Source organism: Streptomyces sp. NBC_00582 (assembly GCF_036345155.1).
GTDB lineage: Bacteria > Actinomycetota > Actinomycetes > Streptomycetales > Streptomycetaceae > Streptomyces.
The window spans coordinates 5,417,025-5,439,361 of record NZ_CP107772.1; the positions used below are offsets into that span (position 1 = coordinate 5,417,025).

The following is a 22,337-nucleotide window of genomic DNA, read 5'->3' on the forward strand; positions in this document are numbered from 1 at the left end:
CCCTGCTCAACCTTACGGACGAGCGGGGCAAATGGTTCCTGGCGCGGACGGCGCTACCGCGTTTCGACGACCACCGACTCGATGACGACGTCCCGCAGCGGACGGTGGGTACGCGGGTTGGTCTCGGTGGCCGCGATGTCGTCCACGACCTTCTGGCCGGCCTTGTCGACGACCTCCCCGAAGATCGTGTGCTTGCGGTTGAGCCAGGCCGTCGGGGCGACGGTGATGAAGAACTGCGAGCCGTTGGTGCCCGGGCCCGCGTTCGCCATGGCCAGCAGGTACGGCCGGTCGAAGCGCAGCTCCGGGTGGAACTCGTCGGGGAACTGGTAGCCGGGGTCGCCGGTGCCGTTGCCCAGCGGGTCGCCGCCCTGGATCATGAAACCGCTCATCACCCGGTGGAAGACCGTCCCGTCGTACAGAGGAGCCGTGGACCGCTCGCCGGTGGCGGGGTGGACCCACTCGCGCGCGCCGGTGGCGAGTTCGACGAAGTTGGCGACCGTCTTCGGGGCGAAGTCCCGGAAGAGCCGGATCTCGATGTCGCCCCTGGTGGTCCTCAGGGTGGCGTAGAGCTGCTCTGCCACGATCCTGCCTTCCGTTGTGCTCGTGTGATCCCCCGATCCTCGCACGGACGGGAGCGGGCGGCGCCGATCCGTGGCATTGTCGACGACAAGGTCCCGTTGCCCGTATTCATCCCCTATGGCACTCGCCCGGTCCCCTGTCACAGCCGCCCGGCACCCGGATGCCCGTCCGCGGGTGCCGTGACGGCCACCGGCAGGCATGATCCGTAAAAGGGTGGAAAGTCGAAATACCGTACGCCACCGAGGAGGAGGAACCCGTGACCCGCATCGACAGCGTGCGCGCCGCGACCGGCTCGGCGAAGGACAGCGTGCTGCACGCCGCGGAAGTGGTGGCGCCCTACGCCGACACGGCCAAGGAAAGGGCCGCGCAGTACGCGCTGGAGGCCCGAGAACGACTCGCGCCCAAGGTGTCGCTGGCCGCCGAGCAGGCCCGCGCCCAGTACGACACCCATGTCGCGCCCCGGCTGGAACTGGCGCGGACGCATGTACCGCCGAAGGTCGACCAGGCCGCTCAGGACGCGGCCCTGCGCGCCCGGATCGCCGCTCGGCAGGCCGCCGAGTACTCGCGGCAGGCCGCCGAGTACTCACGACCGAAGATCGAACAGGCGGTCGCCGCGGCCGGCCCTGTGAGGAACGAGGCCACCGCCCGTGGCATCGCGGCGGTCGCCGCGCTGCGGGGCCAGGTGACCCCGAGGGACATCGAACGGCTCGTGCGCAAGCACCGGCGGCGGGCCCGGGCCGGGAAGACGGCCCGGATCGTCCTCGTGGTCGGCGCGGTCGCCGGCGGAGCCTTCGCGGCCTGGAAGTGGTGGGACAAGCAGGCCAACCCCGACTGGCTGGTCGAACCGCCCGCCCCCACGGAGGTACCCGCCTCCGGCGGCCTGACCTCGGTGGACGGCAGCGGCGCCGCGCTCGACCCGGAGGTCCAGGCCAAGCAAGCCGAAGAGGAGGCAGCCCACCGCGACGACGACCGCGGCTGATCCCCACACCATCCCCCACCGGGGCGGAGCCGTACGGCTCCGCCCCGGTGGGGTGCCTGGCACCGCGGGTCCCGAGCCCGAGCCGCACGCCGTCGGCTGCGGAGGCCACCGGGGCCCGAGCCCGCGCCGGGCGCTGTCGGTTGGGGGCCTTCGTGCGGAACGGGGCCCCGAGTGGGCCGAGTTCGTCGGGGTGGGTGCGCTCGCGGTGGGGGCGGGTGTGCTCGGGGCAGGGAGGGTGTGCGCTCGGGGTGTGTCCTTTTGGACAGGGCGTGGGGGCCCGGCGATCGGGCGGGTGGGGCCGGGTGTCGGGGGGTGGGCGCTGTCCGAGGGCCCGGTACGCCGCAGTCCGTCGGCGCGCGAAAAAGCCCCTCCGCCTGCGTTTCCGCAGGTCAGAGGGGCTTTCCGGATGTGGAGCCTAGGGGAGTCGAACCCCTGACATCTGCCATGCAAAGACAGCGCTCTACCAACTGAGCTAAGGCCCCGGAAGGGACGCCCGGCCGAGAGCTCGTCCCGACGGCCGCCGCAGACCAGAGTACCGGGTCACCGGGGGTATCTCGCAAAAAGATTGGGGGTCCCCGTGAATGACCACTCTCCGTAAGATGCTCGACGTGGTTCGCTACAGCGAACCGTGGATGTTCTGGGGAAGCGATGGGGAGACGCAATGGACGCCGCACAACAGGAAGCGACCGCGAGAGCGCGGGAGCTTCAGCGGAACTGGTACGGAGAGCCACTGGGGGCGCTCTTCCGTAAGCTCATCGACGATCTTGGCCTCAACCAGGCTCGTCTCGCGGGGGTCCTGGGACTGTCCGCGCCGATGCTGTCCCAGCTGATGAGCGGTCAGCGGGCGAAGATCGGGAACCCGGCCGTGGTGCAGCGCGTACAGCTGCTGCAGGAGCTGGCCGGACAGGTCGCGGACGGCAGCGTCAGCGCCGCCGAGGCCACCGAGCGGATGGACGAGATCAAGCGGTCGCAAGGGGGCTCCGTGCTCAGCAACACCACCACCACGACGAGCAGTTCGGGCGCGCCCACGGTCAAGCGGGTGGTCCGCGAGATCCAGTCGTTGCTGCGCTCGGTGGCCGCCGCCGGCGACATCATCGACGCCGCCGACACCCTCGCCCCGAGCCACCCCGAACTGGCAGAGTTCCTCCGCGTGTACGGCGCCGGCCGCACCTCGGACGCCGTCACGCACTACCAGTCCCACCAGAGCTGAGCCGTCGGACCGGTCGCTGAAGGGGGTTCGGCACCGGAACGCACGCGCCTGGCCGCCAGGGGCGGCCACGGGGGACACGGGGGAGACGGACACCGGGTACGGGGTACTCGGGGGACAAGTACGGGGGCACGGGGGACATACCCGCAGGGCCTTGGGGACCCGACCGAAGGACCGCGGGGGCACGGGAGCACGGGGGCACGGGGGTCTCAGCGCTCGTCGTGGAGGGCGAGGGCGCAGCAGGGGGACAGCCGAGGGGGAGGAGCGACGCACTGCCATGGGTGAGGTCTTCGCCGGACGGTACGAACTGGCCGACCCGATCGGGCGCGGAGGGGTCGGTGCGGTCTGGCGTGCCTGGGACCACCGCCGCCGCCGGTACGTGGCCGCGAAGGTGCTCCAGCAGCGGGACGCCCACTCCCTGCTGAGGTTCGTCCGTGAACAGGGACTGCGCATCGACCACCCGCATGTGCTCGCGCCCGCGAGCTGGGCCGCCGACGACGACAAGGTGCTGTTCACCATGGACCTGGTGGCCGGCGGTTCGCTGGTCAACCTCGTCAACGACTACGGTCCCCTGCCGCCCGCGTTCGTCTGCACCCTGCTCGACCAACTCCTGTCCGGGCTCGCCGCCGTGCACGCCGAGGGCGTCGTCCACCGTGACATCAAACCGGCGAACGTGCTCCTCGAAGCCACCGGCACCGCCCGCCCCCGCCTCCGGCTGTCCGACTTCGGCATCGCGATGCGGCTGGGCGAACCGCGCCTGACCGAGACCAACCTCGTGGTGGGAACGCCCGGTTACCTCGCCCCCGAGCAGATGCTCGGCGCCGAACCCGACTTCCCCGCCGACCTGTTCGCCGTTGGCCTGGTCGCGCTGTACCTCCTGGAGGGCGCCAAGCCCGACGCCAAGGCCCTCGTGCAGTACTTCGCCGAGCACGGAACTCCCGGCGCCCCCAAGGGGATTCCGGATCCGCTGTGGCAGGTCGTCGCCCTGCTGCTCCAGCCCGATCCCGAAGCGCGTTTCCGTACGGCGACGGGGGCGCGCAAGGCCCTGGCGGCGGCCGTGGAACTCCTCCCCGAGCCCGGTCCCGACGACGAGATCATCGAGATCTTCAACCAACTCGGGCCGCTCCCGGAGGGGTTCGCCCCCGAAGGGCCCCTGAAACCGCTCCCGAGGAAGACCCCTTCCGGGGCTCCCGACCCGGGCCGCACCAGGAAGCCTCTCGTGCCCGCCCCGCCGACCACACCCCCGGGAACGGGGTCCTGGTCCTTCCCCGCCCGGCCCCTCGCACCCCCCGGCCCGACCGGTGGGACCGGTCCAGGCGAAACGTCCCCTCACACGTCTTCGTCCCTGAACCCGCCCCCGACGCCGACGCCGACGCCGACCCCCACCCCGACCCCGTCCCACGCCGGTCCCGTCCCCCCTCAGCCGACCGCCGCTCCCCCCACGGCCCCGCACACCCCGCCGAGCGCCCCGAGCCTCCCCCCGCATCCCCCGACGGTCACCCCGACACCGACCCCCACCCCTACCCCCACTCCGACCCCCACCCCCTCCATGTCGGACACCGGCAGCTTCCATCTGCCACCCCCTCTGCCGGCGGTCACCGCCACCTCCACCCCTCACCCGTACCTCACCCCCACCCACGACTCCACGTTCGCCCTGGCCCGCTCCAGCACCGCCACCGCCTCCTACACCGCTCAGGACCCGGTGCCGGAGGCTCCGCGGCCGCGGGGGCACCGGGCCGTGCGGCAGCGGCGGCCGGGGCCGTCCGCCAAGGTCGCGGTGCCCCTGCTGCTGCTCGCGCTGGCCTGTTACGCCGTCGGGTTCTGGGCGCTGGCGCGGATCTGAGCGGAGGCCCGGCGGCGGGCGGTGAGGGTCCAGCCGCCGAGGAACAGCAGCAACGCGCTCCCGGTGCCGAGACCGGCCACCGCGACCGCCCGCATCACGGGATCGTCCCCGGCCGTCGTGGCTCCATCGGTCCGGAGCTCTCCCGTGTCGGCGCCGAAGATCCCGCTGGGCACGGCCCGTCCCAGGTACCCCGGCCCGGACTCCGGGGTTCCGCCGAGGCGGACGCGCAGGGTCACCTCGTAGGGGCCGTCCCCGAACTCCTCGGCGACCTGCGTGGAGAGATGGACGACGAGGAAGTAGGAGCCGGCGAATCGCAGGCTGTTCCGGGGGTCGGTGGGCGCGTACCGGTTGGCGTACCGGACGGGCGGGACCGGGTCGAGGGCGGCCGACTTCTGAGTGCCGCCGTAGCCGGTGCCCCGGGCCACCACCTTGGCGCGCACCGGGTTGTAGAGGGTCAGCTCCAGCGCGTCGACCACGTACCCGGACCCGGCCCCGACCCCGACCCCGGACCCTGAAGCGCTGCTCGTGGTGCCGCCGGCCAGGTCGGCCTCGGCGTAGAGCTGCTGTCCCCAGTCGACGGGCACCCGGTAGAAGACGGTCTCGCCGGGGACCACCTCGTCGCTCCAGACGCCCTGCCCGACGGCGGTCGCCACGGTGAAACCCGCGCCTCCGGGGCGCCCGACCGGCTCCCCGGCCTGCGGGGCGGGGGTCGCGGAGTCCCAGGCCTCGGGCGTGCTCGTGGTGCCGGCCCGGGCGAGGGGCGGCTCGCTGACGGGCGCGAGTTCCAGCTCCCAGGGGTCCTGGGCCGTTTCACCGGTGCCGGTGTCCGACCGCTCGACGACCACGTAGTACGTGCCCGCCTTCTGGCACAGCCCCTTCCCGGGCCGGATCTCCCGTGCGCCCCAGGCCGTCACCGGCTGCGGGCTGCGCGCCGCGCCGATCGTCGCGGACTCGTAGGAGCAGCTCCCGCTGTCGGCGTCCTGCACCGAGACCGTGATGCCGTCGCCGACGGCGGGGGTGGTCCCGGCGCGGGGGATCGCGGTGACGGCGACGTACGTGGTGGACACGTCGTCGAGCTCGAGGCGGTAGTACGCCTTCCCGCCCCCGTCGAGGGTGCTCTTGTACGTCGCTCCGGCCTCCAGGCGCACGGCCCCGGAGGCGCCGGTCGCGGCGCGGGCCTCGCGGACGTCGTCGGCGAAGGCGTACGACGGGATGTCGGGCGCGGCGACGGCGGCCGGCGCCGGGACCGCCCAGCACAGCAGCACGCCCATGACCACGGCGCGCAGCCCCGTCGCCGCGCGCCCCGTACGCCCCCTACGCCGGGCCATCAGAACCCGCCCCCTCGCCTTGGTCCGAACGTGGCTCATCCTGCCCCGCCGCCCCGGCGTCCACCCCCCACTTCCCCGCGACCGCCCGGAACGCCCGCCTCTATCCGCAAACCGGAGCCCTCGCAACCGGAGAGGACCGGCGAACGGGTGGCAACGCAAAACCCCGACCGCTGCGGCGGCCGGGGTCTGATGTCGATCTCAGTCTGGTGTCGGTACTCAGGAACCCGTGGGCACGGAGTCAGTCGCCTCCGTCCACAGGTCCTGCTCGGCGCGATCCGCCTGGATCTGGCGGTACACGAGGAGACCGCCGATGGCGGCCAGTGCGACCAGGAGCAGCTTCTTCACCGCGCGACCTCGTCTTTCCTTGACGTAGGGGACCTCTGGCGCCCGACTATACACACCGACCGATATCGATCGGTGACCTGCGTCGGCCCGTCAACTCCCCTGCCAGGCCCAGCTGAGACCCGTTGCCCCCGGTGCGTCCATACGAGTGGTGTTCATCGGAACATCGCCTCGTCGTGTGCGTCGGTCCCCCGGTTCGCGCTCGCTCTACACATCATGAGCAAAGTACGCAAATCGCCCAACCTGAAGGTGAGGGGCATGACCGTGAACCGGGTCATGAAGCTGTGGACCGCCATCGTCACCGCGTTCCTCGCGGTGTGCACGGCGCTCGGCTTCGTCGCTTCGACCGCCGCGACCGCGACGGCACAGACGGGGCCGAAGCACACCGGCGGCGAGAAGGCCACCGGCGGCGAGGGAAACCCGCACGGCGCGGGGATCCCCGAGACGGGCATCGGGGGTGAGAGCACGCGCGGTGAGAGCTTTGGTGGTGGGGCCCTCAGCAGTGAGGACTTCAGCGGCGAGCATGTCAGCCGGGACGGCTTCCGGGACGAGAGCTTGGGGGACGAGGGCTTCCGGGACGAGAGCTTCGGCGACGGGGGCTTCGAGCGTGCGGGCTTCGACCGTGCGGGCTCCGAGCGTGCGGGCTCCGAGCGTGCGGGCTCCGAGCGTGCGGGCTTCGGTGACGAACGCTTCACCAGCGAGAGCTTCGGCAGCGAGAGCTTCGGCCGTGAAGTCCTCGCCCAGGACGGCCCCGCCGTGGAAGTGCCTGCCCTCGACGGGCCGGCCCATGCCGTGCCCGCTCCTCGTGGCGTGCCGGCCCGTGGGATCACCGGCGATGCGCGTCCCTCCGGCCCCTCCGGCCCGGTCACCGGTGGTGTGCCGGTCGCGTCGCCGGCCGCCGCCTCCTCCTGGGACTGGTTCCACTCCCGCTCCCTGCCTCCCACGATGAAGCAGCGCATCCTCGCCGAGGCCCATGGCAAGTCCCCGAACTGCCGCCACCTCCCCCTCACCGACGCGGAAGCGGCCGAGCAGGCCTGCGACCTGGAGGACGAGGACGAGGAGGAGGCCGAGCCCTCGATCCCGCTGCAGCGTTGACCCGTACAAGCGTCGAACCCGTACAGCGTGAACCCGTACGGCGTGAACCCGTACAGCGTTGAACCCGTACAAGCTCAGCTCAGATCCACCCCTACGTGACGGCGACCTGCGTACAGACCGCACGATGCAGGCCCGGCGGCTCCCCCGAGCGACCGGGCCTTCGCCGCATGTACACATCACCCGGCTACCCTGACGCCCGTGCCCCAGGTCCACGAACGAAGCCGCCGCATAGTCGTCCTCACCGCCGTGCACGCGCCCTCGGCCCGGTATCTGCCCGAGGCCTGGAAGTCGCTGCGCGAGCAGGAGCTGCCCGAGGACTGGGAGTGGCACTGGGTGATCCAGGAGGACGGTACGACGGACGCGGTCCGACCGTACGTCCCCGACGACTCCCGGGTGACCTTCCGGCAGGGACGCCCCGGCGGGCCCGGTGTCGCGCGGACGATCGCGCTGGCGTACTGCGACGGGTCGTACGTGAAGGTCCTGGACGCCGACGACCTGCTCACGCCCGGTGCGCTCGCCCGGGACTTAGCCGCCCTGGAGCGCGATCCCGACCTCGGCTGGGCCACCTCACGGGTTCTGGACCTCCTCCCCGACGGCTCCACCGTCGGCTTCCCCGGCGATCCCACCGGCGGCCCCCTCGAACGCGGTGTCGTCCTGGCCCACTGGAAGGCGCACGACCACCGCGCCCAGGTGCACCCGGCCTCCCTGTTCGTACGCCGCGATCTGCTGACCTCGCTCGGTGGCTGGATGGCGTTGCCGGCCTCCGAGGACACCGGGTTGCTGCTGGCGCTGAACGCGGTGAGCCGAGGCTGGTTCACCCCGGAGGCGGGGCTGTTCTACCGCAAGTGGGCAGGCCAGGCCACGGGTCAGGCCTCGCACGTCGACCCCGCGGAGCGTGTGGCACGCATGGCGGTCGCGGAGGCCAGGGCGCGCGCGCTGGCCTCCTTCGGCTGGACCTACCCGGCGGGCTGACCCGCGGCGACGGCCAGCCAGTGGGCCACCTGGCGCAGCGTGGTCTCGTCGGCCCGGTCCACCAGGGTCCGTACGGCCGTGACGTCGTCGGCGGTGAGGTCGTACAGGCCCGCCTTGCTCAGCCCGGCCATGATCACCTGATGCCGGCGGTCCTCCATACGCTCGGCGAGCTTGCTGGGAGCGGCGCCACCCGGGCCCTCGGCGCCATGTGGGCCCTCGGCACCACCCGGACCCTCGGCACCACCCGGACCCTCGGCACCACCCGGGCTCTCGGCGCCATGTGGGCCCTCGGCACCACCCGGACCCTCGGCACCACCCGGGCCCTCGGCGCCATGTGGGCCCTCGGCGACTTCCGGGTCCGCGGTCGGTGCGCCGACCGGCTCGAAGAGGTGCCACGCGCCGTCCTTCGGGCCCCAGAGGGCGACCGTCGCCGCGTCCCCCCTCGCCCGTTTGACCTGGGTCATCTCACCCATCGCGTACAGCACCGGGGTGCGGTCGGGGGATTCGGCGGCGGGCCGCCAGGAATCCGAGACCGGGTCGTGGAACATCGCGACCCAGCGCGGATCCCCCGGCGGCTGCGGGCTCGGGGGACCGCCCGGTCCGCCCTCTCGGCTCTCTCGGCTCTCTCGGCTCCGGCTCTCCATGGCGCTCGCCCCTTCCGTATCGCCGTATCGGCACGGTGTGGGCGACGATATCTGACGGGTCGTCAGCTATCCATATCTCCGGAGCCGCTTCGGACGGGACTCGCCTGCTGCGCCGCCGCGATCGCCGCCCGCGCCCGGGCCCGGAACGCCTCCAGCTTGTCCACCGGCTCCGTCAGTTTGATCAGGATCAGATCGTCCCGTTGCATGTCAGTGCCTCCAGCACGCCCTGCTGGATCCGCACTCTCGGGGTTTGAAAACTTCATTCTCACCAGACGCGAATCAAGCATTCGGACGGCGGGCATTGCCCCTGCGGCGGGACGGGAGGGCCCAGGTCTCGGCCAAAGGTGATCGGGAACCAGCCCGGGAAGTGGATCAATGCGTGAGGGCCGGGGGCCCGGGGTAGCTCAACCCGGTTCGGGAACCGAGGAGCGGAAAGTGACCGGTGCGCACTGCCCACGCCATCGCGCGCGCCGCACCGTTCGGCACCGGTCCCTCCCCTCGTGCGGACCGCTGCCGAACGGTGCGGGTGACGTCCGGTTGCCCTTCGGATCCTGCCAGCTACGGCTCGCGGCGAGGAGGGTACCGACCTCCGGTCGCCCTCGTCGCCGCAGGTCAGCCGTATAAAGTGAGTTTTCCGGTCCGGATTCCAGGTGCGGGGGAAGTAAAGGGGTGGAGGCCTTGAGTTCCGACTCGGGGGCGCGTACAGCCTTCGCGGAACGTCTCGCGCTGCTGTACAAGGAGGCCGGCAACCCGCCCCTCAAACGCGTGTCCGAGGCGGTTGCCCGGCTGCAGCGGGTCGACGATCGCGGGCGGCCGGTGCGGGTGTCCGCCCAGCGGATCAGCGACTGGCGCCGCGCCAGGAACGTCCCCGCCCACTTCGCCGCCCTCGCCGCCGTCCTCCATGTGCTGATACCCGACGCACGCCGCGCCAGGCCCGCGCCCGTCTCTCCCGGCCTGTACGACATGCCCCAGTGGCAGCGGCTCTGGGAGCGCGCCCTGGCCGACCCGGTCGCGACCGGCGAGGGCGCCGTACCGGCCGAGGAGACGCGGAAGGAGCAGAGCACCTCGGCCTCCGCCGCGGGCGAGTCCGCCGTTCCGGGGAGTGTGTGCCCCTACCGGGGCCTGGCCTCCTACCGCCGGCAGGACGCCCGCTGGTTCTTCGGCCGGGAGCGCAGCACCGAGGCCCTGGTCGCCCAGTTGCGCGCGGCCCGGAGCACCGGCGGCCTGGTGATGCTGGTGGGAGCCTCGGGCGCGGGCAAGTCCTCCCTGCTCAGCGCGGGCCTGGTACCCGCCCTGCGGGAGGGGGCGCTCGCCGACGGCGAGAAGGACGCGGGGGACGCCGCAGCCCAGGGCGACGCACGGCGGGGAGACGCACGGCCGGGAAACCCTCGGCAGGAAGACCTGCGGGCGGGAGACCAGCGCGCGGGAGACCAGCGCGCGGGAGACCAGCGCGCGGGAGACCTGCGGCAGGGCGACGCACGGCCGGGAGATCAGCGGCAGGGCGACGCACGGCCGGGAAACCCCTGGCAGGAAGACCTGCGGCCGGGGGACCTGCGGCACGGCGGCGCACAGCATGGACACCCGCCCCAGGCCGACCGCCCGCAGGGAGAAGCCCCGCAAGGAACCGGCCCGGAGGGAACGGCTCCGCTAGGAGCAGCCCCGCAACGAACGGCCCCTCAAGGAACCGCCCCGCAGGGAACGGCCCCGCTAGGAGCAGCCCCCCAGGGCAAGACCCCGCAGGGAACGGTCCCCCAAGGAACCACCCCCCACGCAGAAGTCCTCCACCTCGTCCCCGGTGCCGATCCGCTCGGTGAGCTGGCCGCCCGGATCCCCGGGCTGGCGCCCCTCGTGCAGGACGCCCGCGCGCACGGCGACCCCGTCTCGCCGTGGTTCGCGCGGTCCGTGCGGGAGGCCGTCGCCGACTGGGCGCGGGGGGCGGCGCCCGGGCCCGGCCCCGCCGTCGTGATCGTGGACCAGTTCGAGGAGGTCTTCACCCTCTGCGCCGACGAGGCGGGCCGACGCCTCTTCGTACAGCTGCTGCACGCCGCTGCCACGCCCGCCGGGGCGGGGGAGCGGGCCCCGGCCCTTGTCGTGCTCGGCATCCGCGCCGACTTCTACGAGCAGTGCCTCGCCCACCCCGAACTGGCCGACGCCCTCCAGCACCGGCACATGGTCCTCGGCCCGCTGACCACGACGGAGCTGCGCGAGGCGGTCACCGGCCCCGCGAAGGCCGTGGGCCTCGAGCTCGAACCCGGCCTCGCCGAGCTCATCGTCCGCGAGGTCAGCGCCGACGGCCCGCGCGGCGCGCACGACGCCGGTGTGCTGCCGCTGCTCTCGCACGCCCTGCTCGCCACCTGGCAGCGCCGCAAGGCCGGCAGGCTGACCCTGGCCGGCTACCGCGCGGCCGGCGGTATCCAGGGCGCGGTCGCCGCGACCGCCGAACGCGCCTGGTCCGGCCTCGACCCCGCCGCCCGCACGGCCGCGCGGCTGCTGCTGCTGCGGCTGGTCCGGCTCGGCGAGGACACCCAGGCCACCCGCCGCCGCGGCACCCGCCGTCAGCTGGCGCAGGAGTCCACCGACCCCGGCGCGACGGAGGAGTCCCTGGAGGCGCTGGTGCGCGCCCGGCTGGTGACGCTGGACGCGGAGTCCGTGGAGATCACCCACGAGGCGCTGCTGACGGCGTGGCCGCGCCTGCGCGAGTGGATCGACGAGGACCGCAGCGACCATCTGCTGCGCCAGCGCCTGGAGGAGGACGGCCGGGCCTGGGAGGGCTCGCACCGCGACTCCTCGCTGCTCTACCGGGGCTCCCGCCTCGAACAGGCCCACACCTGGGCGAAGTCCGCCGGTGACACCTTCCTCACCCGCAGCGCGGTGGACTTCCTCGCCGCGTCGGTCCGGCTGCGCCGGCGCACGGTCCGGATCAGCCGCGCCGCGGTGTCGGCCCTGGTGGTGCTGGCCGTGCTGGCGGTCGGCGCGGCGGTCGTCGCCTGGCAGCAGCGCAACGACGCCGTGTTCGAACAGGTGGTCGCCGAGGCGGACCGGGTGCAGTACACGGACCCGTCGCTGTCGGCGCAGCTCGACCTGGTCGCCCACCGGCTGCGGCCCGACGACGAGGGCGCCCGCAACCGCCTGATCTCCATCGTCAACGCGCCCCTGGCCACCCCGCTCCTCGGCCACACCGGCGCCGTCTACCTGACCTCCTTCAGCCCGGACGGCAAACTGCTCGCAACCGCCAGCTACGACCGCACGGTCCGCCTGTGGAGCCTGGCCGACCCCTCCCGGCCCGAGCCGCTGGGCAAGCCCCTCACCGGCCACACGAGCTGGGTGAGCAGCGCGGTCTTCAGCCCCGACGGCCGCACCCTCGCCAGCGCGGGCGACGACGGCACGATCCGCCTGTGGGACATGAGCCGGCCCGCCGCTCCCCGGCCCCTCGGAAAGCCGCTCCAGGCGCACGGCGGCACCGTCTACCTGGTCGCCTTCAGCCCCGACGGCCACACCCTGGCCTCCGCCAACGAGGACAGCGGGGTCCGCCTGTGGAACGTGGCCGACCCGGCCGCGCCGAAGGCCCTCGCCACCCTCACCGGCCACACCGCCGCGGTGCGTTCCGTGGCGTTCAGCCCCGACGGCCGGACCCTCGCGACCGGCGGCGACGACAACGCCGTACGCCTGTGGAACACGGCCGACCCGAGCCGGCCGCGTCTCCTCGGCAAGCCGCTGACCGGCCATGACGGCACGATCCACTCCGTGGCGTTCAGCCCCGACGGCCGTACCCTCGCCAGCGGCAGCGCGGACGACACCGTACGGCTGTGGCGGGTGTCGGACCCCGCCCGCCCGGCCGCCCTCGGCGCCCCGCTCACCGGTCACACCGGTCCCGTCTGGTCCGTGTCCTTCTCCCCGGACGGCTCCCTGCTCGCCGCCGCCAGCGCGGACAGCACGGCCATCCTGTGGAACGTCAGCGACCCGAAGTACCCCTCCCAGCTCGGCGAGCCCCTCGCGGGCAGCAGCGGCGAGATGTACGCGCTGGGCTTCAGCCCGGACGGCACCACCCTCGCCACTGGCAGCGGGGACACCAAGGTCCGGCTGTGGTCGGTCCCCACCGCGGACATGATCGGCAGCACCGGCGCGTTCCGTCCGGACGGGCGGGTGCTCGGCACGGCGGCCCGCGACGGACGCATCCGCCTGTGGAACGTGGCCCGGCCCGGGCGGCCGGAGCCGCTCGGCGAGCCGTTCATGGCGGCCGACGGTGGCTACCGCTCGCTGGCCTTCTCCCCCGACGGCCACACCCTCGCGATCCTCACCGACAACCGCGCGGTCCATCTCTACGACGTCACCGATCCGGCCCGTCCCGTCTCCCACGGCGCCCCGATCACCCTGCGCACCCGCTTCACGGGCCCGGACGCGCTCGCGTACAGCCCCGACGGACGGACCCTGGCCACGGGCTACGACGACCGCACGATCCAGCTCTGGAACGTGGCCGACCCGTCCCACGTCACCCGGCTGGGCGCCCCGCTCACCGGGCATCGCGGCTACGTCAACTCCCTCGCCTTCAGCCCCGACGGGAAGACCCTGGCCTCCGGCAGCGCGGACGCCACCATCCGCCTGTGGAACGTGACCGACCCGGGCCGTACGACGCCCGTCGGCACCCCTCTCAAGGGCCACTCGGGTCCGGTCAACGCCCTCGCCTTCAGCCCCGACGGGAAAACCCTGGCCTCCGGCAGCGACGACGACACGGTCCGCCTGTGGAACATCGCGGACCTCTCCCGGGCGGGCCGCCTCGGCTCCCCCCTCACCGGCCACACCGAGGCGGTCGTCTCCCTGACCTACAGCAAGGACGGCGGCACGCTCGCCAGCGGCGGCAACGACAACACGGTCCGCCTCTGGAACGTCCGCGTCCCCTCCGACGCCTCCCCCATCGGCCAGTCGATGAGCCCCAACGCCAAGACCGGCAACTTCCTGTCGTTCAGCCCCAACAGCCGCATGCTGGGCGTCTCCAGCGGCGCCGACACGGTCCGGCTGTGGAACCTCGACGTCGACCGGGCCATCACCCACATCTGCGCCACCACCCGCAACGTCCTCACCGCCGAGAAGTGGCACGAGTACCTCCCCCGCCTCTCGTACGATCCTCCGTGCCCCACCTGACCTCAAAGTGATCCCGGTCACAACTCCCCCCTCCGCCCGACCAGTCGCCTCCCGTTGATCAACCACCCTTGTTAGCCTTGGCCCAAGCCCGGTCGCTGGTGCATCCCCCGTCGCCAGCGACCGGGCCTTTTCATGCCCTCGCCCCCCTCAGCGGGTCGGGGCGGTCCGACGGTCGGAGCAATCCCCACACGACGCACAAGCCGGCTCCGGCCGGGACCTGGACGGCAGCGCCAAGGACGAGGCCCCCTCCCCTTCGCCGCCGGACCGAGGCGGTGGCGAGCCCACCGCGTCGGACCAGGAGCCGAAGCCGCCGTCCTGCCGGGCGATGATCAGTGACTGATGTCAAAAGACCCCCGGACCAATGATCCGGGGGTCTTTTCGCTGGTGGGGCTAACAGGATTTGAACCTGTGGCCTCATCCTTATCAGGGATGCGCTCTAACCAACTGAGCTATAGCCCCGCCGCGCTCTGCGGTGTATGTCCCGCGCGCTGACTCCTGAAGATTAGCGCACGACGTGGGCAGTCCCAAAATCGGTTGTCGGGGGACCGCCCACGGCGGTTTCAGCGGCAGCTCACTCGTCCTCGGCGAGCGTCAGCTCCACGCCGCCGACGAAGCCGGCGGAGAGGTTGTAGATGAACGCGCCGAGGGTCGCGAGGGCCGTCGCCAGGACGACGTCGATGACCGCGATGATCGTCGTGAACATCAGGACGTGGGGGAGGGACAGGAAGGACTGCAGGTCGAAGCCGTTGGACTCGTTGGAGCCGGTGGCCTCGGAGATGGTGCCGCCGACCGTCGAGAAGACGCCCATCGCGTCCATGACCATCCACAGCACCGCCGCCGCGACGATCGTGCAGATGCCGAGCGCGATCGACAGCAGGAAGCTGACCTTCATCACCGACCACGGGTCGGCCTTCGCGACCCGCAGCCGCGCCTTGCGGACCCGCGGCACGGTGCGCGCTCCGGCGCCGGTGCGCGGACGGCGTACCGTACCCGGCGGCGTCGCCTGGGTCGGGTAGGCCTGCGGCGGGTGGTACGGCGCCGCGGCAGGCTGCTGGGCCTGCCGGTCGGCGGGCAGCGGTGAGGCCGGCTGCTGGGCCTGCGGACCTCTGGTGTCCGTCACGGTTCCCCCCTGGGATCCCTTGGATCCTTGCGTGTCGGGCGAGGGGGAGGGCGCGTCGGCGGTCGGCTTGATCGCCTTCAGCTGGGTCGTGTGCGTGTCCTGCTCACGTCCCTCCGCGCCCCGCGCGCTGGTCGTGCGCGCGTCCCCCTCCGGCGCGGCGGAGCCACGGCCGCCGCCGTTCTTGTCCGTGCCGGCAGACGTACCGGCGCCCGTGGCTCCGCTCACGATGACTCACTCCTCGTGCCTACTCGGCCGAGGGCGCCTCACCCTCGTCCGTGCCGGTGGTCGCGGCGGCTTCGGCGGTCTCGTCCACGGCCTCGTCGCCGTCGACCTCCTCCGCCTCGCGCCCCGCCTCGGCGTTACGTGCGATACCTACGACGGCATCGCGCTTGCCCAGGTTGATCAGTTGGACGCCCATGGTGTCACGGCCCGTCTCCCTGACCTCGTTGACTCGCGTACGAATCACACCACCCGACAACGTGATGGCGAGGATCTCGTCGGTCTCCTCGACCACCAGCGCGCCGACGAGCGAACCGCGGTCCTCCACGATCTTGGCGGCCTTGATGCCGAGGCCGCCGCGGCCCTGGACGCGGTACTCGTCGACGGCGGTCCGCTTCGCGTACCCGCCGTCTGTGGCAGTGAACACGAACGTACCGGGTCGAACAACATTCATCGAGAGGAGCTGGTCCCCCTCGCGGAAGCTCATGCCCTTGACACCCGAGGTGGCGCGGCCCATGGGGCGGAGCGTTTCGTCCGTGGCCGTGAAACGGATCGACTGCGCCTTCTTGCTGATCAGCAGCAGATCGTCGTCGGCCGAGACGAGTTCGGCACCGATCAGTTCGTCGTCGGAACCGTCCTCCGTCTCCCGGAGGTTGATGGCGATGACACCGCCGGAACGGGGCGAATCGTAATCCTTCAGCGGCGTCTTCTTGACCAGGCCGCCCTTGGTGGCGAGCACCAGGTAGGGCGCCGCCTCGTAGTCGCGGATGGCGAGGATCTCGGCGATCGCCTCGTCCGGCTGGAAGGCGAGCAGGTTCGCCACGTGCTGGCCGCGCGCGTCCCGGCCGGCGTCGGGCAGCTCGTACGCCTTCGCGCGGTACACCCGGCCCTTGTTGGTGAAGAACAGCAGCCAGTGGTGCGTGGTGGAGACGAAGAAGTGGTCGACGATGTCGTCTTCCTTCAGCTTCGTGCCCCGCACGCCCTTGCCGCCGCGCTTCTGGGCGCGGTAGTCGACGGTCTTGGTCCGCTTGACGTACCCGCCGCGCGAGACCGTGACGACGATGTCCTCCTCGGCGATCAGGTCCTCGATGGACATGTCACCGTCGTAGGGCACCAGCATGGTCTTGCGGTCGTCGCCGAACTTCTCGACGATCGCGGCGAGTTCCGCGCTGACGATGCCGCGCTGGCGGACCGGCGAGGCGAGGATCTGGTTGTACTCGTTGATCTTCGCCTGGAGCTCGTCGTGCTCCTGGACGATCTTCTGGCGCTCCAGGGCGGCCAGTCGGCGCAGCTGCATCTCGAGGATGGCGTTCGCCTGGATCTCGTCGATCTCCAGGAGCTCCATCAGGCCCGTACGCGCGACGTCGACGGTCTCACTGCCCCGGATGAGGGCGATGACCTCGTCGATGGCGTCCAGGGCCTTCAGCAGGCCGCGCAGGATGTGCGCGCGCTCCTCCGCCTTGCGCAGACGGAAGCGCGTACGGCGGACGATGACCTCGATCTGGTGCGTCACCCAGTGGCGGATGAAGGCGTCCAGGGAGAGGGTGCGCGGGACGCCGTCGACCAGGGCCAGCATGTTGGCGCCGAAGTTCGACTGCAGGTCCGTGTGCTTGTAGAGGTTGTTCAGGACGACCTTGGCGACCGCGTCCCGCTTCAGCACGATGACCAGGCGCTGGCCCGTGCGCGAGCTCGTCTCGTCGCGGACGTCCGCGATGCCGCCGATCTTGCCGTCCTTCACCAGGTCGGCGATCTTCTGCGCGAGGTTGTCCGGGTTGACCTGGTACGGCAGTTCCGTGACCACCAGGCACTGGCGGTTCTGGATCTCCTCGACCTCGACGACCGCGCGCATGGTGATCGAGCCGCGGCCCGTGCGGTACGCCTCCTCGATGCCCTTGCGGCCGACGACCAGGGCGCCGGTCGGGAAGTCGGGGCCCTTGATGCGCTCGATGAGAGCGTCCAGGAGCTCCTCGTGCGTGGCCTCCGGGTTCTCCAGGTACCACTGGGCGCCGGCCGCGACCTCGCGCAGGTTGTGCGGCGGGATGTTGGTCGCCATGCCGACCGCGATCCCGGCGGAGCCGTTGATCAGCAGGTTCGGGAAGCGGGCGGGCAGGACGGTCGGCTCCTGGGAGCGGCCGTCGTAGTTGTCCGTGAAGTCGACGGTCTCCTCGTCGATGTCACGGACCATCTCCATCGACAGCGGCGCCAGCTTGCACTCGGTGTAGCGCATCGCCGCCGCCGGGTCGTTGCCCGGGGAGCCGAAGTTGCCGTTGGAGTCCACCAGCGGCATCCGCATCGACCAGGGCTGGGCGAGGCGGACCAGGGCGTCGTAGATCGAGGAGTCGCCGTGGGGGTGGTAGTTGCCCATGACGTCGCCGACGACGCGGGCGCACTTGTAGAAGCCGCGCTCGGGGCGGTAGCCGCCGTCGTACATGGCGTACAGGACGCGGCGGTGGACGGGCTTGAGACCGTCACGGACGTCGGGCAGCGCACGGGACACGATGACGGACATCGCGTAGTCCAGGTACGAGCGCTGCATCTCCGTCTCGAGCCCGACGGGCTCGACGCGCATCGCGACTTCGCCCTCTTCAGGGGTGACGGGAGTGTTCTCGTCGGCCATTGCTGGTGAAGATCCTTCCTGATGCGGTCAGCTGAGACCGACTCAGATGTCGAGGAAGCGGACGTCCTTGGCGTTGCGCTGGATGAACTGGCGGCGGGCCTCGACGTCCTCGCCCATGAGGACCGAGAACAGGTCGTCGGCCTGGGCGGCGTCGTCCAGGGTGACCTGGCCGAGGACCCGGTGCTCCTGGTCCATCGTGGTCACGCGCAGCTCCTCGGCGTTCATCTCGCCGAGGCCCTTGAAGCGCTGGATCGAGTCCTCGCGGACGCGCTTGCCCCGCTGCCGGCCCATCTCGATCAGCGCGTCGCGCTCGCGGTCCGAGTAGGCGTACTCGATGTCGTCCCGGCCCCACTTGATCTTGTAGAGCGGGGGGCGGGAGAGGTAGACGTGCCCGGCCTCGACCAGCGGCCGCATGAAGCGGAACAGGAAGGTCAGCAGCAGGGTGCTGATGTGCTGGCCGTCGACGTCGGCGTCCGCCATCAGGATGATCTTGTGATAGCGGAGCTTCTCAATGTCGAAGTCCTCGTGCACGCCCGTGCCGAAGGCGGAGATCAGCGCCTGGATCTCCTGGTTCTGCAGGATCTTGTCGATCCTGGCCTTCTCGACGTTGAGGATCTTGCCGCGGATCGGGAGGATCGCCTGGTACTGCGGGTTGCGGCCGGACTTGGCCGAGCCGCCGGCGGAGTCACCCTCGACGATGAAGATCTCGCACTTGGTGGGGTCGTTCGACTGGCAGTCGGAGAGCTTGCCCGGGAGCGAGGCGCTCTCCAGCAGGCCCTTGCGGCGGGTCAGGTCGCGGGCCTTGCGGGCCGCCACGCGCGCGGTGGCCGCCTGGATGCCCTTGCGGACGATGTCCGCCGCCTCGACGGGGTTGCGGTCCAGCCAGTCCTGCAGGTGCTCGTAGACCGCCTTCTGGACGAAGGTCTTGGCCTCCGTGTTGCCCAGCTTGGTCTTCGTCTGGCCCTCGAACTGCGGCTCGCTCAGCTTGACGGAGATGATCGCGGTCAGACCCTCGCGGATGTCGTCGCCCGTGAGGTTGTCGTCCTTCTCGCGCAGCAGCTTCTTGTCGCGCGCGTACTTGTTGACCAGGTTGGTCAGGGCCGCGCGGAAGCCCTCCTCGTGGGTGCCGCCCTCGTGCGTGTGGATGATGTTGGCGAAGGAGTACACGCCCTCGCTGTAACCGCTGTTCCACTGCATCGCGACCTCGAGGGAGAGGGCGCGCTCCTTGTCCTCGGCCTCGAGGTCGATCACCGTCGGGTGCACCAGGTCTCCCTTGCGGGAGTTGAGGTACTTCACGAAGTCGACGATGCCGCCGTCGTAGTGGTACGTGACGCTCTTGACCTCGGACTTCTCGTCGGCGCCCGCCTCGTCCGCACCGGTGACGGCCTTCGCCGACTCGCGCTCGTCCGTGAGTTTGATCGTCAAACCCTTGTTGAGGAACGCCATCTCCTGGAAGCGCCGGGAGAGCGTCTCGAACGAGTACTCGGTGGTCTCGAAGATGTCCGGGTCGGCCCAGAAGGTGACCGAGGTGCCGGTCTCCATGATGGCCTCGTGCTGGGCGAGGGGCGCCGTGGGGACGCCCATCTTGTAGTCCTGCGTCCAGCGGTGGCCGTCGGTGCGCACCTCGACGGCGACCTTCGACGACAGGGCGTTCACGACGGAGACGCCGACGCCGTGCAGACCGCCGGAGACCGCGTAGCCGCCGCCCCCGAACTTGCCGCCCGCGTGCAGCACGGTGAGCACGACCTCGACGGCCGGCTTGCCCTCGGACGGCACGATGCCGACCGGGATGCCGCGGCCGTTGTCGATGACGCGCACGCCGCCGTCGGCCAGGATCGTCACGTCGATCGTGTCGGCGTGACCGGCCAGCGCCTCGTCGACCGAGTTGTCGACGACCTCGTACACGAGGTGGTGCAGACCACGCTCGCCCGTGGAGCCGATGTACATACCGGGGCGCTTGCGGACCGCGTCCAGGCCCTCGAGGACGGTGATGGCGCTGGCGTCGTACGAGGCGGTGACCTCGCCGTTGGCGCCGGCGTCGGTGGACGGGTTGTTCTCGTTGGGGTTGCCGGAATCGGCCACGAAGCGCCCTTTCTGGCACAGCACGAGCCAGGCTCCTCGGCGGATCGCCGGAGCGGCTGCGGCATGTTGCGTTGGTAAGCCTTGATCAGCGTTGCTCAGCTTGTCCCGGGCGGTCCCCACGTTTGGGGCGGGATTGGCTTCCAGTCTACCGGTAGCACTGACAGTGATGGGGGTTTGCCGGTACCTGAGTCCTGATGTGCCGCCCTCAACCGGTCTCCGACGGGTCCCGATATACGGAAGGGGGCTTCAAGGGGCTCACGGAGGCACTCAGCGCTTCCGGGTGTCAACCCTTGGCTACCGACGGGTCAGGTCGGAAATCGCGGGAAATCGCCCCCGCCTGCGGGCCCTTCCGGGGCCGTCCACAGGCTGTGGGCGAAGAACGGCGCGCCCCCCGCGGAGCTTGTGCCGGACACACGTGAGGACGGCCGGGGCGGTACGCGCGTGCCAACCCGGCCGTCCTCACGTGACGCAGATCACCCGTATGTGTCGCCGGGGCCGGTGCTCCCGGGGGCGCGCAGCGGGCCGTAGCGGCGGACCGGGCCGCCGGGACCCTGCACCTTGATCTGTCTGACCCGGCCGTGTCCGAGGTCCTCGTTGAGCCGGGCGACCAGCGTCGGGGCCAGCAGCCGCAAATTCGTCGCCCAGGCCGTGGAGTCGCAGCGCACCACCAGGACCCGCTCGTCCTCGTCGTACCGCTCCGGCACGCAGTGCTTGGCCACGTCCTCGCCGACGATCTCGGGCCAGCGCCCCATCACCCCGCCCACGGCGGCCGGCGCCTCCCAGCCGCGCTCGTTCAGCAGCCGGTTGATCGCCGCGCCGAGCGCCATGGGATCGCGCCCGTCCGCCCGCGCGCCGGAGCGCAGGCCACCGCCGCGGCGCGCCTGCTTCTTCTGCTGCGCGGCGTCCCCCCGCGCGCGTGCCTGCTCGCGCGCCGCACGCAGCGCCACGCGCGCGAGGTCGACGCCGGAGGGCTCGGGCGTCCTGGGGCGGCCGTCGGGGGGCCCGGGGGTCACGGGGGGCTCCTGCTCGCTCATACGCGCTCCACCGTCCCGTCCGCCACGGTGTACCGCGCCCCGCTCAGCACATGCGGTACGTCGTCGTCGACGGCCGCCGTCACCAGCACCTGCTCCCCGGGCGCGACCAGTTCGGCCAGCCGCTCCCGCCGGCGCGCGTCCAGTTCGGCGAAGACGTCGTCCAGCACCAGCACCGGCTCGTTGCCCTCGGCCCGCAGCAGGTCGTAGGAGGCCAGCCGCAGCGCGAGCGCGTAGGACCAGGACTCGCCGTGGGAGGCGTACCCCTTGGCCGGCAACTGACCGAGTTTGAGCACCACATCGTCCCGATGAGGTCCTACGAGGGTGACGCCCCGCTCGATCTCCTGCTTGCGGGCGTCCGCGAGCGCCGCCATCAGCTGGGCGTGGAGATCCTCGCGCGTGTGCGCCTCGCCGGGCGCCGACGGCCGGTACTCCAGGGCCAGCGGCCCCCCGCCGGGCGCGAGTTGCTCGTACGCCTTGTCGGCGAGCGGCTGGAGGGCCGCGACCAGGTCGAGCCGCTGCGCGAGCAACTCGGCCCCCGCCCGCGCGAGGTGCTGGTCCCACACGTCGAGCGTCGACAGGTCCATGGACCGTCCGCCGTGCCGCCGCGCGAGAGCCGCGGACTTCAGGAGGGTGTTGCGCTGCTTGAGGACCCGCTCGTAGTCCGACCGCACCCCCGCCATCCGCGGCGAACGGGCCGTGATCAGCTCGTCCAGGAACCGCCGCCGCTCCCCGGGATCCCCCTTGACCAGCGCGAGGTCCTCGGGCGCGAACAGCACGGTCCGTACGATGCCCAGCACGTCGCGGGGTCTGACCTGCGAGGACCGGTTGATGCGGGCGCGGTTGGCCTTGCCGGGGTTGAGCTCCAGCTCGACGAGCTGCTGCCGCTCGCCCTGTCTGACCTGGGCCCGGATGATCGCGCGGTCGGCGCCCATGCGAACCAGGGGCGCGTCGGAGGCGACCCGGTGGCTGCCGAGGGTGGCGAGATAGCCGACGGCCTCGACGAGGTTCGTCTTGCCCTGGCCGTTGGGGCCGACGAAGGCGGTGACGCCCGGGTCGAGGGGGACCTCGGCCCGGGCGTAGGAGCGGAAGTCGGCCAGCGACAGATGCGTGACGTGCATGGTCGTTCGCCGACCTCCC

Annotated in this window: 16 protein-coding genes and 2 tRNA genes; 6 read left to right on the plus strand and 12 right to left on the minus strand. The window is 71.8% G+C overall.

Annotated features, from left to right (window positions below):
* Positions 1-53: 53 nt before the first annotated feature.
* Positions 54-581: a peptidylprolyl isomerase gene (locus OG852_RS24160; protein ID WP_133911040.1), complete on the minus strand. Its 528-nt coding sequence runs from the start codon at positions 579-581 to the stop codon at positions 54-56.
* A gap of 254 nt (positions 582-835) precedes the next feature.
* Between OG852_RS24160 and OG852_RS24165 the strand changes: the two genes are divergently transcribed.
* On the plus strand, positions 836-1,558 hold the full coding sequence (locus tag OG852_RS24165) for a DUF5324 family protein (RefSeq protein WP_133911041.1): 723 nt from the start codon (positions 836-838) through the stop codon (positions 1,556-1,558).
* Positions 1,559-1,967: 409 nt separating this feature from the next.
* Here OG852_RS24165 and OG852_RS24170 read toward each other — a convergent pair.
* A tRNA-Ala gene (locus tag OG852_RS24170) sits at positions 1,968-2,040 on the minus strand.
* A gap of 179 nt (positions 2,041-2,219) precedes the next feature.
* On the opposite strand from OG852_RS24170, the gene OG852_RS24175 reads away from it, so the two are divergent.
* Both OG852_RS24175 and OG852_RS24180 read left to right on the plus strand, forming a co-directional pair.
* Positions 2,220-2,768, plus strand: a complete 549-nt coding sequence (locus OG852_RS24175; RefSeq protein ID WP_055636222.1) for a helix-turn-helix domain-containing protein — start codon at positions 2,220-2,222, stop codon at positions 2,766-2,768.
* Between the two features lie 274 nt (positions 2,769-3,042).
* Entirely contained in the window at positions 3,043-4,608 is a 1,566-nt protein-coding gene (locus OG852_RS24180; RefSeq protein WP_330348933.1) for a serine/threonine-protein kinase, read from the plus strand.
* Here the strand turns inward: OG852_RS24180 and OG852_RS24185 are convergent.
* Together OG852_RS24185 and OG852_RS24190 are read right to left on the minus strand one after the other, a co-directional pair.
* Positions 4,572-5,936 carry a hypothetical protein gene (locus OG852_RS24185; protein WP_330348934.1) on the minus strand — a complete coding sequence of 455 codons (1,365 nt, stop codon included), beginning with the start codon at positions 5,934-5,936 and terminating at the stop codon, positions 4,572-4,574. The two genes, OG852_RS24180 and OG852_RS24185, sit on opposite strands and share 37 nt — an antisense overlap.
* A 216-nt stretch (positions 5,937-6,152) precedes the next feature.
* Positions 6,153-6,281, minus strand: a complete 129-nt coding sequence (locus tag OG852_RS24190; protein WP_003999697.1) for a DLW-39 family protein — start codon at positions 6,279-6,281, stop codon at positions 6,153-6,155.
* A gap of 255 nt (positions 6,282-6,536) precedes the next feature.
* On the opposite strand from OG852_RS24190, the gene OG852_RS51020 reads away from it, so the two are divergent.
* Positions 6,537-7,373: a DUF6344 domain-containing protein gene (locus tag OG852_RS51020; protein ID WP_443064557.1), complete on the plus strand. Its 837-nt coding sequence runs from the start codon at positions 6,537-6,539 to the stop codon at positions 7,371-7,373.
* Between the two features lie 198 nt (positions 7,374-7,571).
* The gene (locus OG852_RS24200) at positions 7,572-8,345 is read left to right on the plus strand and encodes a glycosyltransferase family 2 protein (RefSeq protein WP_330348935.1); all 774 of its coding nucleotides are present in this window, start codon (positions 7,572-7,574) and stop codon (positions 8,343-8,345) included.
* Here OG852_RS24200 and OG852_RS24205 read toward each other — a convergent pair.
* Complete coding sequence (locus OG852_RS24205) at positions 8,330-8,989, minus strand: hypothetical protein (protein ID WP_330348936.1); 660 nt, start codon at positions 8,987-8,989, stop codon at positions 8,330-8,332. The genes OG852_RS24200 and OG852_RS24205 overlap by 16 nt on opposite strands.
* A 62-nt stretch (positions 8,990-9,051) precedes the next feature.
* Positions 9,052-9,195: a hypothetical protein gene (locus OG852_RS24210; RefSeq protein ID WP_330348937.1), complete on the minus strand. Its 144-nt coding sequence runs from the start codon at positions 9,193-9,195 to the stop codon at positions 9,052-9,054.
* Between the two features lie 463 nt (positions 9,196-9,658).
* On the opposite strand from OG852_RS24210, the gene OG852_RS24215 reads away from it, so the two are divergent.
* Positions 9,659-14,128, plus strand: a complete 4,470-nt coding sequence (locus OG852_RS24215; protein WP_330348938.1) for an nSTAND1 domain-containing NTPase — start codon at positions 9,659-9,661, stop codon at positions 14,126-14,128.
* Between the two features lie 382 nt (positions 14,129-14,510).
* Here OG852_RS24215 and OG852_RS24220 read toward each other — a convergent pair.
* From OG852_RS24220 to recF, 6 genes are all read right to left on the minus strand, one after another.
* Positions 14,511-14,587, minus strand: a tRNA-Ile gene (locus OG852_RS24220).
* 112 nt (positions 14,588-14,699) lie between these two features.
* Positions 14,700-15,473, minus strand: coding sequence for a DUF3566 domain-containing protein (locus tag OG852_RS24225; protein WP_133911112.1), 774 nt, complete (start codon positions 15,471-15,473; stop codon positions 14,700-14,702).
* 19 nt (positions 15,474-15,492) lie between these two features.
* On the minus strand, positions 15,493-18,084 hold the full coding sequence (gene gyrA / locus OG852_RS24230) for a DNA gyrase subunit A (protein ID WP_133911113.1): 2,592 nt from the start codon (positions 18,082-18,084) through the stop codon (positions 15,493-15,495).
* A gap of 42 nt (positions 18,085-18,126) precedes the next feature.
* Positions 18,127-20,190 carry a DNA topoisomerase (ATP-hydrolyzing) subunit B gene (gene gyrB / locus OG852_RS24235; RefSeq protein WP_330348939.1) on the minus strand — a complete coding sequence of 688 codons (2,064 nt, stop codon included), beginning with the start codon at positions 20,188-20,190 and terminating at the stop codon, positions 18,127-18,129.
* Between the two features lie 449 nt (positions 20,191-20,639).
* Positions 20,640-21,200, minus strand: a complete 561-nt coding sequence (locus tag OG852_RS24240) for a DUF721 domain-containing protein (RefSeq protein ID WP_330348940.1) — start codon at positions 21,198-21,200, stop codon at positions 20,640-20,642.
* Complete coding sequence (gene recF / locus OG852_RS24245; RefSeq protein WP_330348941.1) at positions 21,197-22,318, minus strand: DNA replication/repair protein RecF; 1,122 nt, start codon at positions 22,316-22,318, stop codon at positions 21,197-21,199. Before recF ends, OG852_RS24240 begins: the two co-directional genes overlap by 4 nt.
* Positions 22,319-22,337 lie beyond the last annotated feature (19 nt).

Bases quoted from the DNA above. Each gene is read 5' to 3' on its own strand.
- OG852_RS24205 (WP_330348936.1), bottom strand. From the start codon at position 8,989: ATGGAGAGCCGGAGCCGAGAGAGCCGAGAGAGCCGAGAGGGCGGACCG.
- OG852_RS51020 (WP_443064557.1), top strand. From the start codon at position 6,537: ATGACCGTGAACCGGGTCATGAAGCTGTGGACCGCCATCGTCACCGCG.
- OG852_RS24175 (WP_055636222.1), top strand. From the start codon at position 2,220: ATGGACGCCGCACAACAGGAAGCGACCGCGAGAGCGCGGGAGCTTCAG.
- recF (WP_330348941.1), bottom strand. From the start codon at position 22,318: ATGCACGTCACGCATCTGTCGCTGGCCGACTTCCGCTCCTACGCCCGG.
- OG852_RS24210 (WP_330348937.1), bottom strand. From the start codon at position 9,195: ATGCAACGGGACGATCTGATCCTGATCAAACTGACGGAGCCGGTGGAC.
- OG852_RS24180 (WP_330348933.1), top strand. From the start codon at position 3,043: ATGGGTGAGGTCTTCGCCGGACGGTACGAACTGGCCGACCCGATCGGG.
- OG852_RS24240 (WP_330348940.1), bottom strand. From the start codon at position 21,200: ATGAGCGAGCAGGAGCCCCCCGTGACCCCCGGGCCCCCCGACGGCCGC.
- gyrA (WP_133911113.1), bottom strand. From the start codon at position 18,084: ATGGCCGACGAGAACACTCCCGTCACCCCTGAAGAGGGCGAAGTCGCG.
- OG852_RS24185 (WP_330348934.1), bottom strand. From the start codon at position 5,936: ATGGCCCGGCGTAGGGGGCGTACGGGGCGCGCGGCGACGGGGCTGCGC.